Here is a 13,224-nt window from a genome sequence, read left to right as displayed (position 1 = left end):
GCTAGATGACGCTGTCCGAACTGCCGCTGCACACCTCGGCCGTGGTCGAGTCCGTGCAGGACCTGCACGCCAACGATGCCATCGCCCGTCGCCTGCGCGAGCTGGGTTTCGTCAATGGCGAGGAAGTGCGCCTGGTGGCCAAAGGTCCGGTGGGGGGGGAGCCGCTGCTGGTGCAGGTCGGGTTCACCCGGTTCGCGCTGCGGATCAGTGAGGCCAAGCGCGTCGTGGTAGACGCCAACCGCCAGGAGCGACGCGCATGAGCGCTTCCGCTGCCACCGCCCCGCTGCGCATTGCGCTGGTCGGCAACCCCAACAGCGGCAAGACCGCGCTGTTCAACCAGCTGACCGGCAGTCGGCAGAAGGTCGCCAACTACACCGGCGTCACCGTAGAGCGCAAGGAGGGCCGCCTGCGTGCGCCGTCCGGCCGTGAATTCGCGGTGCTTGATCTGCCGGGCGCCTACAGCCTGCATCCGGCCAGCCTGGACGAGGCGATCACCCGCGACCTGTGCCGGGGCTTCTACCCAGGCGAAGCCGCGCCGGACGTGCTGCTGTGCGTGATCGACGCCACCAACCTGCGCCTGCACCTGCGTTTCGCGCTGGAGCTGCGCGAACTGGGCAAGCCGATGGTGGTCGCGCTGAACATGGTCGACGCCGCACAACGCCGCGGCATCCAGGTGGATGTGGCCGCGCTGGAACGCGAGCTGGGCGTGCCGGTGGTGGAGACCGTGGCGGTGCGCAAGCAGGGCGCCAAGGCCTTGGTCGAGCGCCTCGATGCGATGGTGCCGCACCTGGATGCGCCGGTGCCGGGCCCGGAAGGTGGCATCGACTACCACGCCAAGGTGCGCGAGATCCTTTCGGTCGCCGTGCGCATGCCGGCGCGAACCGCGAAGATCGACGACGCGCTGGACCGCTGGCTGCTGCACCCGGTGTTCGGGCTGATCAGCCTTGCGGTGGTGATGTTCCTGATCTTCCAGGCGGTGTATGCCTGGGCGACGCCGTTGATGGATGGCATCGAGGCTGGCTTCGCCTGGCTCGGTACTCTCGTTGGCAGCGTGTTGCCGGAGGGTCCGCTGGCCAGCCTGCTGACCGACGGCATCATCGCCGGTGTCGGTGGCGTGGTCGTGTTCCTGCCGCAGATCCTGATCCTGTTCTTCTTCATCCTGGTGCTGGAGGAATCCGGCTACCTGCCGCGCGCGGCGTTCCTGCTCGACCGCATGATGGCCGCTGCCGGCCTGTCTGGCCGCTCGTTCATCCCGCTGCTGTCCAGCTTCGCCTGCGCGGTGCCGGGCATCATGTCCACGCGCAGCATCCAGGACCCGCGTGACCGCCTGGCCACCATCCTGGTCGCACCGCTGATGACCTGTTCGGCGCGCCTGCCGGTGTACGCGCTGCTGATCGGTGCGTTCATTCCGCAGAAGACCGTGTGGGGCGTGTTCAACCAGCAGGGCCTGGTGCTGTTCGGCCTGTACGCCGCCGGCATCCTCAGTGCGCTGGCGATGTCGTGGATCATGAAGAAGTGGCGCCGCGACAAGAGCGAGCATCCGCTGATGCTGGAGCTTCCGTCGTACCGGCTGCCGCATGCGCGCGACCTGGCGGTGGGGCTGTACGAGCGCGGCATGATCTTCCTCAAGCGCGTCGGCGGCATCATCCTGGCGCTGACCATCCTGCTGTGGGTGCTGCTGTCGTTCCCAGCGGCGCCGGCGGGCGCCACGATGCCGGCCATCGACTATAGCTACGCCGGCCAGCTCGGCCATGCGATGGCGGTGTTCTTCGCACCGCTGGGCTTCAACTGGCAGATCTGCATCGCGCTGATCCCGGGCCTGGCCGCGCGTGAGGTGGCGGTGTCGTCGCTGGCGACGGTGTATGCGCTGTCGGCGGCGGATGACGATGCGGCCAGCCAGGCACTGACCCCGTTGATCAGCGATGGCTGGTCGCTGGCCACGGCCCTGTCGCTGCTGGTCTGGTACATCTACGCACCGATGTGCATCTCGACGCTGGCCACCATCAAGCGCGAGACCAACTCGTGGAAGCAGATGGCCTTTGCCGCGTTCTACCTGTTCGCCGCAGCTTACGTGGCGGCGCTGATCACCTACCAGGTGACCAGGGCGCTGGGAGGTGGCTGATGGATACCGGGCTGCTGATCCAGTACCTGATCATCGCGGTGGCCGTGCTGGTCAGCGCCTGGGTGGTGCTGAAGAAGCAGTTCCCCGGCACGGTGCGCAAGCTGCGCGGTGCCTTGGCGCTGGCTCTGCTGAAGCCGGGCCGCGCGGCCTGGGCGCAGGCGCTGGGGCGGAAGATCGCGCCGCCTGCCAGCGGAGGTGGCGGTGCCTGTGGCGGTTGCGACAGTTGCGGGCCGACCAACAAGAAGTAGCGTCGAGCCATGCTCGACGGCGGCTGTGCGGCGGGTGCGAACTTTCGGCCTGTGGGTGCGAACCTTGGTTCGCACGCTTTCCGGGGTTCAGACCTCTTTGCGGATGATCGCGCGAAAGCGTCCCTCCTGCTGCATCCGCCGTACCGAGGCGCGATTTCCATGGGTCGCTGCGAAGCCCGCCACGTCGGCAAGGGCATTGAGCAGCAGGCGCTTCATCGCGTTGCGATCGCCAGCATCGAGGAGGTCATGAAGATCCTGCTGGGTGAAAGCCCGGCGCAGGCCTGGCGTCTCTTCGATACGCCAGTCGACATGCGGCGTGGGGATGCTGGAGCGGTACCTGAAAGCCGTTTCAAGATCGTCGGGCGTGAGGGGGTGCACGAGCAACTCTGGAAAGTAGAGTCCGGCATTCACATAGAAACCGCGGCTTTCGCTGGCGCGTTGGTGATTCACGACAAGCAGGGCGTCATCCAGCAAGCGGTAGCGGGTGGTCGTGGTCCCGGCATAGCCGGTCTTCCTGGCGCACTTGCTGAAGACGGTCGCGGATTTCATGGGCGTTGCCTGGGCCGGAAGAGGGGACCACAGCCTTGAGTGGCCGCGTTTCTGCGTCCAGTGGTAAACGCGACATCTACGGTGTCGCATGCGCTCCGCCTGGTGCAGTCAAGAGAGGCGTACCCAGGGAGGAACGAGCATCCATTGCGCGGAAGGTCACCCAGCGTCGCAGTGACGGCGCTTGCCGGAGCAGGCGTGCTGCCGCTAGCCTGCAGGCATGAACCAGACTCCCCTGCGATTGCTCATTCACGGCGCCTCCGGGCGCATGGGCCAGGCCCTGCTGCGGCTGGCCGCCGAACATCCCGAAACCCTGCAGATCGTGGCCGCCGTGACCGGCCGTGCGCCGGCGCAGCGCGTGGTCGACGGCGTGCCGTTCTTTGGTGCCAGCGAAGTGTCCGGTGCGCCGGTGTTCGACGTGGCCATTGACTTCAGCCTGCCGGAGGGCTTCGACCCGATGCTGGCGCTGTGCGTGGAACGCGGCGCGGGGCTGGTGTCGGGTACCACCGGCATCTCCGGCACGCAGCGGCAGGCGCTGGATGCAGCAGCGGCGAAGATCCCGTTGGTCTGGGCGTCGAACTTCAGCCTGGGCGTGGCGGTGCTGGACGAGCTGGTGGAGCGCGCCGCGCAGGCGCTGGCCGGCTGGGACTGCGATATCGTCGAATCGCACCACACGCAGAAGAAGGACGCACCGTCAGGCACCGCGCTAACCCTGGGCGCGGCCGCGCAGCGCGGCGGAGCGGAGCCGCATTACGCGAGCCTGCGTGCTGGCGATATCGTAGGTGAGCATCTGGTGCAGTTCACCGGGCTGGGCGAGCGCATCGAGCTGGTGCATAGGGCCACCAACCGCGACATCTTCGCCCGCGGTGCGCTGTTCGCCGCCCGCCAGCTGCAGGGCCGGGCCCCGGGCAGCTACCGGGTGCGGGACCTGCTGGCGTAGGGCGGTAGTGCCGGCCGCTGGCCGGCAACCCAGGGTTACGGGACGCCGATGGGATTGCCGGCCAGCGGCCGGCACTACCGGGTGGCGGGTGCCGCATACGCGGCCGCATTGAGATGAATGCGCAATCGCCTGTTCATATAGCGCGATAACCGCTGGCGCGAGCGCCCCGGCAGCGTTACAATTCGCACTCGCCGAATCACGAAAGCCGGACCGGTCCCAGACCGCACGTCCGCGCTTTTTTGCAACCGGATTTCCGTGAAGCGCAGGCGTGACTTCGGCAGCCCCCTCGGTAGCCAAAGTGAGATTCCCGTGACCCAAGCCGCAATCCTCGTCCTCGAAGACGGCACCGTATTCGAGGGCGAATCCGTAGGCGCGCCCGGCCTGTCCGTCGGTGAAGTGGTGTTCAACACCGCCATGACCGGCTATCAGGAAGTATTGACCGACCCGTCCTACGCCCGGCAGATGGTCACGTTGACCTATCCGCATATCGGCAACACCGGCATGACCGACCAGGACGATGAAGCGTCCAAGGTGTGGTCGGCCGGTCTGATCGTGCGCGACGTCCCGCGCCGTCCCAGCAACTGGCGCAGCCAGCTGTCGCTGCAGGACTGGCTGATCCAGCGGGGCGTGGTCGCCATCGCCGGCATCGACACCCGCAAGCTGACCCGCATCCTGCGCGAGAAGGGCGCGCAGAACGGTGCGCTGATGGCCGGCGACATCGACGTGGAAAAGGCACTGGAAGCCGCCCGCAAGTTCCCGGGCCTGAAGGGCATGGATCTGGCCAAGGTCGTCACTACCGAGAAGACCTACACCTGGACCGAGGGCCAGCTGGACCTGGATGCCAATGCTTTCGTCAGCGTGCCGGCCCGATTCAAGGTCGTGGCCTACGACTTCGGCGTGAAGACCAACATCCTGCGCATGCTGGCCGAGCGCGGCTGCGAAGTGACCGTGGTGCCGGCGCAGACCCCGGCCGCCGAAGTGCTGGCACTGAAGCCGGACGGCGTGTTCCTGTCCAATGGCCCGGGTGACCCGGAACCGTGCGACTACGCCATCGACGCGATCAAGGCCTTCATCGACGTGAAGATCCCGACCTTCGGCATCTGCCTGGGCCACCAGCTGCTCGGCCTGGCCTCTGGTGCGAAGACCATGAAGATGGGCCATGGCCACCACGGTGCCAACCACCCGGTGCAGGACCTGGACAGTGGCCGGGTGATGATCACCTCGCAGAACCACGGTTTTGCGATCGATGAAGCAACCCTGCCGCCGACCCTGCGCGTGACCCACCGTTCGCTGTTCGACGGCACCAACCAGGGTGTCGCCCGCACCGACGTGCCGGCGTTCTCGTTCCAGGGCCATCCGGAAGCATCCCCGGGCCCGCACGATGTCGGTCCGCTGTTCGACCGCTTCGTGGCGCTAATGGAGCAGGCCAAGGCGTGATCAGTACGCCGCCGGCCTGCCGGTGGCGTCGCGATGGACCGTAAACCCCGCATCGCTGCTGCCCCTGGCGCGGCGCTGCGGATCAAGATTCCTGATCGACAGCGTGCGATCACCCCCCTTGTCACGCTGTACTGACTTAGAGAAGAAAATGCCCAAGCGCACTGACCTCAAGACCATCCTCATCATCGGTGCTGGCCCGATCGTCATCGGCCAGGCCTGCGAGTTCGACTACTCCGGCGCCCAGGCCTGCAAGGCCCTGCGTGACGAGGGTTACCGCGTGGTGCTGGTCAACAGCAACCCGGCCACGATCATGACCGACCCGGAGATGGCCGACGCCGTCTACATCGAGCCGATCAACTGGCAGACGGTCGAGAAGATCATCGCCAAGGAAAAGCCCGATGCGCTGCTGCCGACCATGGGTGGCCAGACCGCGCTGAACTGCGCGCTGGACCTGGCCGACAACGGCGTGCTGGAGAAGTACAACGTCGAACTGATCGGCGCCAAGCGCGAAGCGATCCGCATGGCCGAAGACCGCGAGCTGTTCCGCGTGGCCATGGGTGAGATCGGCCTGGAATGCCCGACCGCCGCCGTCGCCCACACCCTGGACGAAGCGCTGGAGATCCAGACCCGCGTCGGCTACCCGACCATCATCCGCCCCAGCTTCACCCTGGGCGGCAGCGGTGGCGGCATCGCCTACAACCGCGAAGAGCTGGTCGAGATCGTCAGCCGCGGCCTGGAACTGTCGCCGACCACCGAGGTGCTGGTGGAAGAGTCGGTGCTGGGCTGGAAGGAGTTCGAGATGGAAGTGGTCCGCGACACTGCGGACAACTGCATCATCGTCTGCTCGATCGAAAACCTGGACCCGATGGGCGTGCACACCGGCGACTCGATCACCGTGGCCCCGGCGCAGACCCTGACCGACAAGGAATACCAGCGCCTGCGCGATGCCTCCATCGCCGTGCTGCGCAAGATCGGCGTCGATACCGGTGGCTCGAACGTGCAGTTCGGCATCAACCCGAAGACCGGCCGCGTGGTCGTCATTGAGATGAACCCGCGCGTGTCGCGTTCCTCGGCGCTGGCGTCCAAGGCCACCGGCTTCCCGATCGCCAAGGTCGCCGCCAAGCTGGCCGTGGGTTACACCCTGGACGAACTGAAGAACGAGATCACCGGCGGCCTGACCCCGGCCTCGTTCGAGCCGTCGATCGACTACGTGGTCACCAAGATCCCGCGCTTCGCCTTCGAGAAGTTCCCGGCCGCCGACGCCCGCCTGACCACCCAGATGAAGTCGGTGGGCGAGGTGATGGCGATGGGCCGCACCTTCCAGGAGTCGGTGCAGAAGGCCCTGCGTGGTCTGGAAACCGGCAAGGTCGGCTTCGACCCGACCGGCCTGGACCTGGGCAACGAAGACGACCTGCAGACCTTGCGCCGCGAACTGAAGGCACCGGGTCCGGAGCGCCTGTTCTTCGTTGCCGATGCATTCCGCGCCGGCATGAGCGTGGAAGAGATCTACGCACTGTCGTTCATCGACCACTGGTTCCTGGACCAGATCGAGGAAATCATCGCTGCAGAAGGCGAAGTCGCTGCCGGTGGCATCGACGCGCTGGACGCCGCACGCCTGCGCAAGCTGAAGCGTGCTGGCTTCTCCGATGCGCGGCTGGCGCAGCTGACCGGCACCAATGAAGCCGCCATCCGCGCGCTGCGTCGTGCGCACAAGGTGCGACCGGTCTACAAGCGCGTGGACTCCTGTGCCGGCGAGTTCTCCACCGGTACCGCCTACCTCTACTCGACCTACGAGGACGAGTGCGAGGCCGCGCCGAGCAACCGCGACAAGATCATGATCTTGGGCGGTGGTCCGAACCGCATCGGCCAAGGCATCGAGTTCGACTACTGCTGCGTGCACGCGGCACTGGCGCTGCGCGAGGATGGTTATGAAACCATCATGGTCAACTGCAACCCGGAAACCGTGTCGACCGACTACGACACCTCCGACCGCCTGTACTTCGAACCGCTGACCCTGGAAGACGTGCTGGAAATCGTCGAACTGGAACAGCCGAAGGGCGTGATCGTGCAGTACGGCGGCCAGACCCCGCTGAAGCTGGCGCGCGCGCTGGAAGCCAATGGCGTGCCGGTGATCGGCACCAGCCCGGATTCCATCGACCTGGCCGAAGACCGCGAGCGCTTCCAGCAGCTGGTCGACACGCTGGGCCTGAAGCAGCCGCCGAACCGCATCGCCCGCAACGACCAGGAAGCGCTGCTGCTGGCCCGCGAGATCGGTTACCCGCTGGTGGTGCGCCCGAGCTACGTGCTGGGCGGCCGTGCGATGGAAATCGTCTACGGTGAAGCCGACCTGGCCCGCTACGTGCGCGATGCGGTCAAGGTGTCCAACGATTCGCCGGTGCTGCTGGACCGCTTCCTCGACAACGCCGTCGAGTGCGACGTCGACATCATTGCCGATGCCCAGGGCAACGTCCTGATCGGCGGCGTGATGGAGCACATCGAAGAAGCCGGCGTGCACTCGGGCGATTCCTCGTGCTCGCTGCCGCCGTACTCGCTGTCGGCTGAAACCCAGGCCGAGCTGCGCCGCCAGGTGGTGGAGCTGGCCAAGGCCCTGAACGTGGTCGGCCTGATGAACACCCAGTTCGCTATCCAGACCAGCGACGAAGGTGCCGACACCATCTACCTGCTGGAAGTGAACCCGCGTGCCTCGCGCACCGTGCCGTTCGTGTCCAAGGCCACCGGCATGCCGCTGGCCAAGATCGCCGCCCGCTGCATGGCCGGCAAGACGCTGGCCGAGCAGGGCGCGACCAAGGAAATCGTGCCGGACTACTACTCGGTGAAGGAAGCGATCTTCCCGTTCGCCAAGTTCCAGGGCGTTGACCCGATCCTCGGGCCGGAGATGCGCTCCACCGGTGAGGTGATGGGCGTGGGCCGCAGCTTCAACGCCGCCTTTGCGCGTGCGCAGGAAGCGGGTGGCATCAAGGCACCGCCGGTTGGCAAGGCCTTCGTGTCGGTGCGTGATCCGGACAAGAAGCGCGTGCTGCCGGTGGCCAAGGCGCTGCTGGCGCGTGGCTACAGCCTGGTCGCCACCCGTGGCACCGCCGCGTGGCTGCAGCAGCACGGCATGGACTGCGAGATCATCAATAAGGTGGTCGAAGGCCGTCCGCACATCGTCGACTCGATCAAGAACGGCGAGATCGTCTACATCGTCAACACGACCGAAGGTCGTTCGGCGATCAACGACTCGTTCTCGATCCGTCGCGAGGCGCTGCAGCATCGCGTCACCTACTCGACCACCATTGCCGGCGCCAAGGCGCTGGTGGATTCACTGGAATTCCGCGGCACCGGCCCCGTCTGGTCGCTGCAGGAGCTGCACAAGGAGTTGAATGCATGAGAGCCCCCATCACCATGAAGGGCGCGCAGAAGCTGCGCGACGAACTGGATCACCTGAAGTCGGTCAAGCGCCCGAAGGTGATCGCCGCCATCGCCGAAGCGCGCGAGCATGGCGACCTGAAGGAGAACGCCGAGTACCACGCCGCGCGCGAGGAACAGGGCTTCATCGAAGGCCGCATCAAGCAGCTGGAAGGCGAGCTGTCGCACGCCGAGATCATCGACGTGAGCAAGCTCAATGCCGGCTCCAAGGTGGTGTTCGGCGCCAGCGTGACCCTGGCCGACGTGGAAACCGACGAAGAGAAGAAGTACCAGATCGTCGGTGACCTGGAGGCGGACATCAAGCAGGGCCTGATCGCGATTTCCTCGCCGGTGGCGCGCGCGATGATCGGCAAGCTGGAAGGTGATTCGATCGTGATCGACGCCCCGGCCGGCCAACGCGAGTACGAGATCGTCAGCGTCAGCTACGTGGACTGACCCGGTGGCAACGGCGACCCTGCTGTTGCCGGCACGCAGCCGCTTTGCCGCGGCTGCGCTGCCGGACGATGTGGCGCGCGCGCTTGGCCGCGCCACGACGGTGCAGGTCGCACCGGGTGAACGCGCGCAGCTGACGCGCCATTTCACGGTGGCCGCGCCGCACTGGCCGGTGGCCGCGTTGACCCGTCAGCGCGACGTCGGCGATGCCGCTGGCGCCAGCTGGCTGCGTGCCGATCCGGCCTGCATGGTGCCGGACATGCATGGCGCGCGGATGATGGCCTACGGCGAAACGCTGCGGCCGACCCTGGCCGACTGCCTGGCGTTGCTGCCGGTGCTGCAACCCTTGTTCGCCGATGCCGGATTCGTGCTCGACGCACCGGACCCTTCGCGCTGGTACCTGCGCCTGCCGATCGACCTGGCCCTGCCGGACTTCGACAGTCCGGACGAGGTGCTGGGCGATGATCTGTTCTCGCACCTGCCGGAAGGCGAGGGTGGCCGCCGTTGGCGGGCGCTGATGACCGAAGCGCAGGTACTGCTGCATAACCATTCCTGGAACCAGCAGCGCGCCGCGCAGGGACAACAGCCAATCAATTCGCTGTGGTTCTGGGGTGGTGGCGTGATGCCGGTGTCGGTCAGCACGCCGCACGCACAGGTGCGCAGCCGCGACGCGCTGCTGCAGGGCCTGGCTCTTGCGGCTGGCGTAGCCGTGGATGGCGAGCAGGCGGTGGATGCACTGGTTGATCTGCGCCAGCTGCGTTCGCTGCAGCAGCTCGGCAATGATGCGATCCGGCCGCTGCTGGCCGCGCTCAAGCGTGGCGAGCTGCAGCAGCTGGTGCTGGATTTCGAGGACGGCCTGCAGTTCCAGCTGGACCGCGGCCAGCGCTGGCAGTTCTGGAAGAAGCCGCGCCAGCTTCACGATTGATCGGGGTCGACCGATCGGGGTCGGATCCGTTTTCCATCGGAAAACGGCGCTGACCCCCAGGGTTTGTCGGGGTTGCCGACCAGCGGGCGGCACTATCGCAGGTAGCGGCGCCTCAACGGACCTCGCTGACCACCGTCGGCAGTGTCCAGTGCCCGCCGAGCATATTGCGGCACTGGCCCGTCGTGAAATCGCTGCTCTTCACGAAGCGCTCCCCGTCCCACACCCAGTCATTGGCGGAGATGCAATCGCCGACACCGCGGCCTCGGGAGCGGCCTCGCAGCGTAGCGTCATCGCGGTCAAAATCTTCGGCCAGGTTGGTGACAAAGATCGCCTGGTACGGCGATCTGTCTCGCACCACCCAGTAGGCGTTGCTCATGTTGTAGGCACCCACGAAGCAGCTGGTGCTTGCCAGCACATGCCGGGCGTCCAGTCGCTGGATCTCGATCTCGTCCGTCCCGCCCTCGCTCAGGCGGCCGCACTCATCCGGCTTCGGCAGGCTGGCGATCAGCGCCTTGCGCAGGCCCGGTGCCTTGGCCAGTGCCGCGTCCGAGGCGCGCGATGCCACCAGCGTGCCGCGCACGATCACTGGCACCGGCAACGCCGCAGGCACGCATGCTTCGGGCCTGTCGCCACGCCGTACCAGCGCACCGGGCGTTCCCAGCCGGCCCTGGGCCTCGTCCATCTTCAGCAGTACGGCTGCTGCACCGCTGTCGGAGATCGGCCACGCCTTGCCCTTGCCGTCGATGATCTCGATGCGTGCCTGGCGCGGCAGTGCGGCGACCAGTGCATTGGTCTGTGCCTGCTGCAATAACACTTTTTCCCCGTCGCCCGTGTCGCGCACCGGGCCCAGGTCCTTGCCGTTCAGGCGCAGGCGCAGCGCCCCGGTCGGCGTCGGGCTTTCGCCATTCTCGCCATTTCGCAGCCGCGCGAGCACCTTCGTACCCGGGCCGCCGGCGCGCTCCAGCATGAGGCTGAGCAGGTTGCCGGGTTGTTCCGGACTGTAGCCGGCGGCGCGACAGGTGCGGGTGTTGTCACAAGCCAGCGACCAGTCGTTGTGTTCGAATTCGACCCCGGGCCTGGGCTCAGGCGTGGCGGAGTGGGCGGCCCGGGCCACGGTGAGTGCCATCAGCGCGGTCAGCAGGGTGCGGATCATGGATGGAAGTCCGTTCAAGGGCAGGCAAGCATGGAAGATGCGGTCGTGAAATCCAAATGCTGCTGGCCGAAGAGCCAAGGTGCCTCGTCAGCAGCGGCAGCCGACTGGCAGAGTGGTGCACGTTATGATGTGCAGGTCTTTCGTAACCGGCGATGCCGATGTCCCTTGCCGCCGATGCTGTGCAGCCCGCCTCTGATACGCCGATGATCCGCCGCCGCGATGCGGTCGTACCCGGCAGTTGGCCGGAGGGCACGCTGCCGCTGCTGGCGCGTCTCTATGCCAGCCGTGGCGCAGGTACACCGGAGTTGGCGCAGCCGAAGCTGGGCAATCTGCACGCGCCTGAGCTGCTGACCGGCATCGATGATGCGGTGGGTCTGCTGATCGAGGCCATCGCCAACGACAAGCGCATCCTGGTGGTCGGCGATTTCGATTGCGATGGCGCCACCGCCTGTGCGGTCGGCGTGCGCGGCTTGCGCATGCTCGGTGCGCAACACGTCTTCCACGCGGTGCCGAACCGCATGGTGCATGGCTATGGCCTGTCACCGTCGCTGGTGGAAGAGCTGGCCGCGCTGCAGCCGGACCTGCTGGTCACGGTCGATCACGGCATCGCCTGCCATGCGGGCGTGACCGCGGCCAAGGCACGCGGCTGGCAGGTGCTGGTCACCGACCATCACCTTCCCGGGCCGCAGCTGCCGCCGGCCGATGTCATCGTCGATCCAAATCTCGACGGCGACGCTTTCCCCAGCAAGTCGTTGGCCGGTGTCGGCGTGATCTTCTATGTGTTGATGGCGCTGCGCCGGCAGATGCGCGAGGCCGGCGTTTTTGCCGATGGCAAGGGGCCGGACCTGACCACGCTGCTGGACCTGGTGGCGGTCGGCACCGTTGCCGACCTGGTGGCGCTGGATCCGAACAACCGGGCACTGGTCAGCGCGGGCCTGCGCCGTCTGCGCGCGGGGCAGGGCTGCGTCGGCCTCCGAGCGCTGATCGAAGCCAGCGGCCGTGATGCGGCGCGGCTGACCGCCACCGACATCGGCTTCGCACTCGGCCCACGCCTGAACGCGGCGGGCCGGCTGGAAGACATGGCGCTGGGCATCGCGCTGTTGCTGACCGAAGACCCGCGCCAGGCACGCGAGATCGCGCAGACGCTGGAGCAGATCAACTCGGAACGGCGCGCCGTCCAGCAGTCGATGACTGACGACGCCGAGCAGGCGTTGACCCGCGTGGTGCTGGACATGGCCGGTCAGCGACCGGTCGCGGCCTGCCTGTTCGATGCTGACTGGCATCCGGGTGTGGTCGGCCTGGTCGCATCGAAGATGAAGGATCGCCTGCATCGCCCGGTGATCGCCTTCGCCCCGGCCGAACCCGGCGCCGACACCCTGCGAGGCTCGGCGCGCTCCATTCCCGGCCTGCACATCCGTGACGCCCTGGCGCTGGTCGATGCGCGCCATCCGGGCCTGATCGAACGCTTCGGTGGCCACGCCATGGCGGCCGGCCTCAGCCTGCGGCGTGACCACGTCGATGACTTCAAGGCCGCCTTCGTCGCGGTGGTGCTGGAAATGCTCGATCCGGCGGCACTGCAGCAGCAGGTGCTCAGTGACGGCGAGCTGGCCGCGGACGAGCTGGACCATCGCCACGCCGACGCGTTGCGCTTGGCCGGACCTTGGGGCCAGGGCTTCCCCGAACCGTTGTTCGACGGCCACTTCGAAGTGGCCAACTGGCGCGTGCTGAAGGAGCGCCACCTCAAGCTGGAGCTGCGCCTGCCGGGCGTACCCGGCACGATCAACGCCATCCATTTTGGCGGCTGGCACGGCAACGCGCCATCACGTCACGTCCACCTGGCCTACCGGCTGGCCTGCGATGACTACCGTGGCGGCAGCGCCATCCAGCTGATCGTGGAGCACTGCCTGCCCGCATAGAAAAAGGGGACGGAGGGGATTAAGTCGCTTGTGCCTCGTTTGCCACTTGCGACTTAATCCCCTCCGTCCCCTTTTT

General features: G+C 66.9%; 11 protein-coding genes. 9 read left to right on the top strand and 2 right to left on the bottom strand.

All coding sequences use genetic code 11. The annotated features are described in order from the left end of the window. Window positions 1–5 precede the first annotated feature (5 nt). Genes BN1263_RS04950 through BN1263_RS04940 form a run of 3 tightly spaced genes read left to right on the top strand, consistent with a single transcriptional unit; the run spans window position 6 to window position 2,370 of the window. On the top strand, window positions 6–260 hold the full coding sequence (locus tag BN1263_RS04950) for a FeoA family protein (RefSeq protein ID WP_021204543.1): 255 nt from the start codon (window positions 6–8) through the stop codon (window positions 258–260). Beyond that, complete coding sequence (feoB, locus tag BN1263_RS04945; protein ID WP_058979943.1) at window positions 257–2,122, top strand: ferrous iron transporter B; 1,866 nt, start codon at window positions 257–259, stop codon at window positions 2,120–2,122. Before BN1263_RS04950 ends, feoB begins: the two co-directional genes overlap by 4 nt. Beyond that, on the top strand, window positions 2,122–2,370 hold the full coding sequence (locus tag BN1263_RS04940) for a DUF6587 family protein (RefSeq protein ID WP_021204545.1): 249 nt from the start codon (window positions 2,122–2,124) through the stop codon (window positions 2,368–2,370). The genes feoB and BN1263_RS04940 overlap by 1 nt, the downstream gene beginning before the upstream one ends. 87 nt (window positions 2,371–2,457) lie before the next feature. Here BN1263_RS04940 and BN1263_RS04935 read toward each other — a convergent pair whose 3' ends face one another. Beyond that, a complete protein-coding gene (locus BN1263_RS04935) occupies window positions 2,458–2,919 on the bottom strand; it encodes a DUF4304 domain-containing protein (RefSeq protein ID WP_019661458.1) in 462 nt (153 codons plus the stop codon). 217 nt (window positions 2,920–3,136) lie between these two features. Between BN1263_RS04935 and dapB the strand changes: the two genes are divergently transcribed. The 5 genes from dapB to BN1263_RS04910 all read left to right on the top strand — a co-directional run bounded on the left by dapB (window position 3,137) and on the right by BN1263_RS04910 (window position 10,079). Continuing rightward, complete coding sequence (gene dapB / locus BN1263_RS04930; RefSeq protein ID WP_080398780.1) at window positions 3,137–3,856, top strand: 4-hydroxy-tetrahydrodipicolinate reductase; 720 nt, start codon at window positions 3,137–3,139, stop codon at window positions 3,854–3,856. A gap of 309 nt (window positions 3,857–4,165) precedes the next feature. Then, window positions 4,166–5,293 carry a glutamine-hydrolyzing carbamoyl-phosphate synthase small subunit gene (gene carA, locus BN1263_RS04925; RefSeq protein ID WP_031270821.1) on the top strand — a complete coding sequence of 376 codons (1,128 nt, stop codon included), beginning with the start codon at window positions 4,166–4,168 and terminating at the stop codon, window positions 5,291–5,293. A gap of 148 nt (window positions 5,294–5,441) precedes the next feature. After that, window positions 5,442–8,684 (top strand): carbamoyl-phosphate synthase large subunit, encoded by a 3,243-nt coding sequence (gene carB, locus BN1263_RS04920; RefSeq protein WP_058979938.1) that lies wholly within the window; start codon window positions 5,442–5,444, stop codon window positions 8,682–8,684. An 8-nt stretch (window positions 8,685–8,692) separates the two neighbouring features. Next, complete coding sequence (gene greA, locus BN1263_RS04915; protein ID WP_181453298.1) at window positions 8,693–9,157, top strand: transcription elongation factor GreA; 465 nt, start codon at window positions 8,693–8,695, stop codon at window positions 9,155–9,157. A gap of 4 nt (window positions 9,158–9,161) precedes the next feature. Further along, entirely contained in the window at window positions 9,162–10,079 is a 918-nt protein-coding gene (locus BN1263_RS04910) for a hypothetical protein (protein ID WP_058979936.1), read from the top strand. A gap of 112 nt (window positions 10,080–10,191) precedes the next feature. On the opposite strand, the gene BN1263_RS04905 is transcribed toward BN1263_RS04910, so the two are convergent. Further along, window positions 10,192–11,232 (bottom strand): DUF1176 domain-containing protein, encoded by a 1,041-nt coding sequence (locus tag BN1263_RS04905; RefSeq protein ID WP_058979934.1) that lies wholly within the window; start codon window positions 11,230–11,232, stop codon window positions 10,192–10,194. A 158-nt stretch (window positions 11,233–11,390) separates the two neighbouring features. Between BN1263_RS04905 and recJ the strand changes: the two genes are divergently transcribed. Then, window positions 11,391–13,148: a single-stranded-DNA-specific exonuclease RecJ gene (gene recJ / locus BN1263_RS04900; protein ID WP_058979932.1), complete on the top strand. Its 1,758-nt coding sequence runs from the start codon at window positions 11,391–11,393 to the stop codon at window positions 13,146–13,148. Window positions 13,149–13,224: the final 76 nt, after the last annotated feature.

The sequence above is a fragment of the Stenotrophomonas thermophila genome (assembly GCF_001499715.1).
Classification (GTDB): domain Bacteria; phylum Pseudomonadota; class Gammaproteobacteria; order Xanthomonadales; family Xanthomonadaceae; genus Stenotrophomonas; species Stenotrophomonas hibiscicola.
The sequence above is the reverse complement of the archived record's forward strand: the minus strand, read 5'-3'. Positions and strand labels throughout refer to the sequence as shown.

Excerpts from the sequence above, each read along its gene's own strand:
- BN1263_RS04940 (WP_021204545.1), top strand. The coding sequence starts at position 2,122 with ATGGATACCGGGCTGCTGATCCAGTACCTGATCATCGCGGTGGCCGTG.
- feoB (WP_058979943.1), top strand. The coding sequence starts at position 257 with ATGAGCGCTTCCGCTGCCACCGCCCCGCTGCGCATTGCGCTGGTCGGC.
- BN1263_RS04950 (WP_021204543.1), top strand. The coding sequence starts at position 6 with ATGACGCTGTCCGAACTGCCGCTGCACACCTCGGCCGTGGTCGAGTCC.
- BN1263_RS04905 (WP_058979934.1), bottom strand. The coding sequence starts at position 11,232 with ATGATCCGCACCCTGCTGACCGCGCTGATGGCACTCACCGTGGCCCGG.
- recJ (WP_058979932.1), top strand. The coding sequence starts at position 11,391 with ATGTCCCTTGCCGCCGATGCTGTGCAGCCCGCCTCTGATACGCCGATG.
- carB (WP_058979938.1), top strand. The coding sequence starts at position 5,442 with ATGCCCAAGCGCACTGACCTCAAGACCATCCTCATCATCGGTGCTGGC.
- dapB (WP_080398780.1), top strand. The coding sequence starts at position 3,137 with ATGAACCAGACTCCCCTGCGATTGCTCATTCACGGCGCCTCCGGGCGC.
- BN1263_RS04935 (WP_019661458.1), bottom strand. The coding sequence starts at position 2,919 with ATGAAATCCGCGACCGTCTTCAGCAAGTGCGCCAGGAAGACCGGCTAT.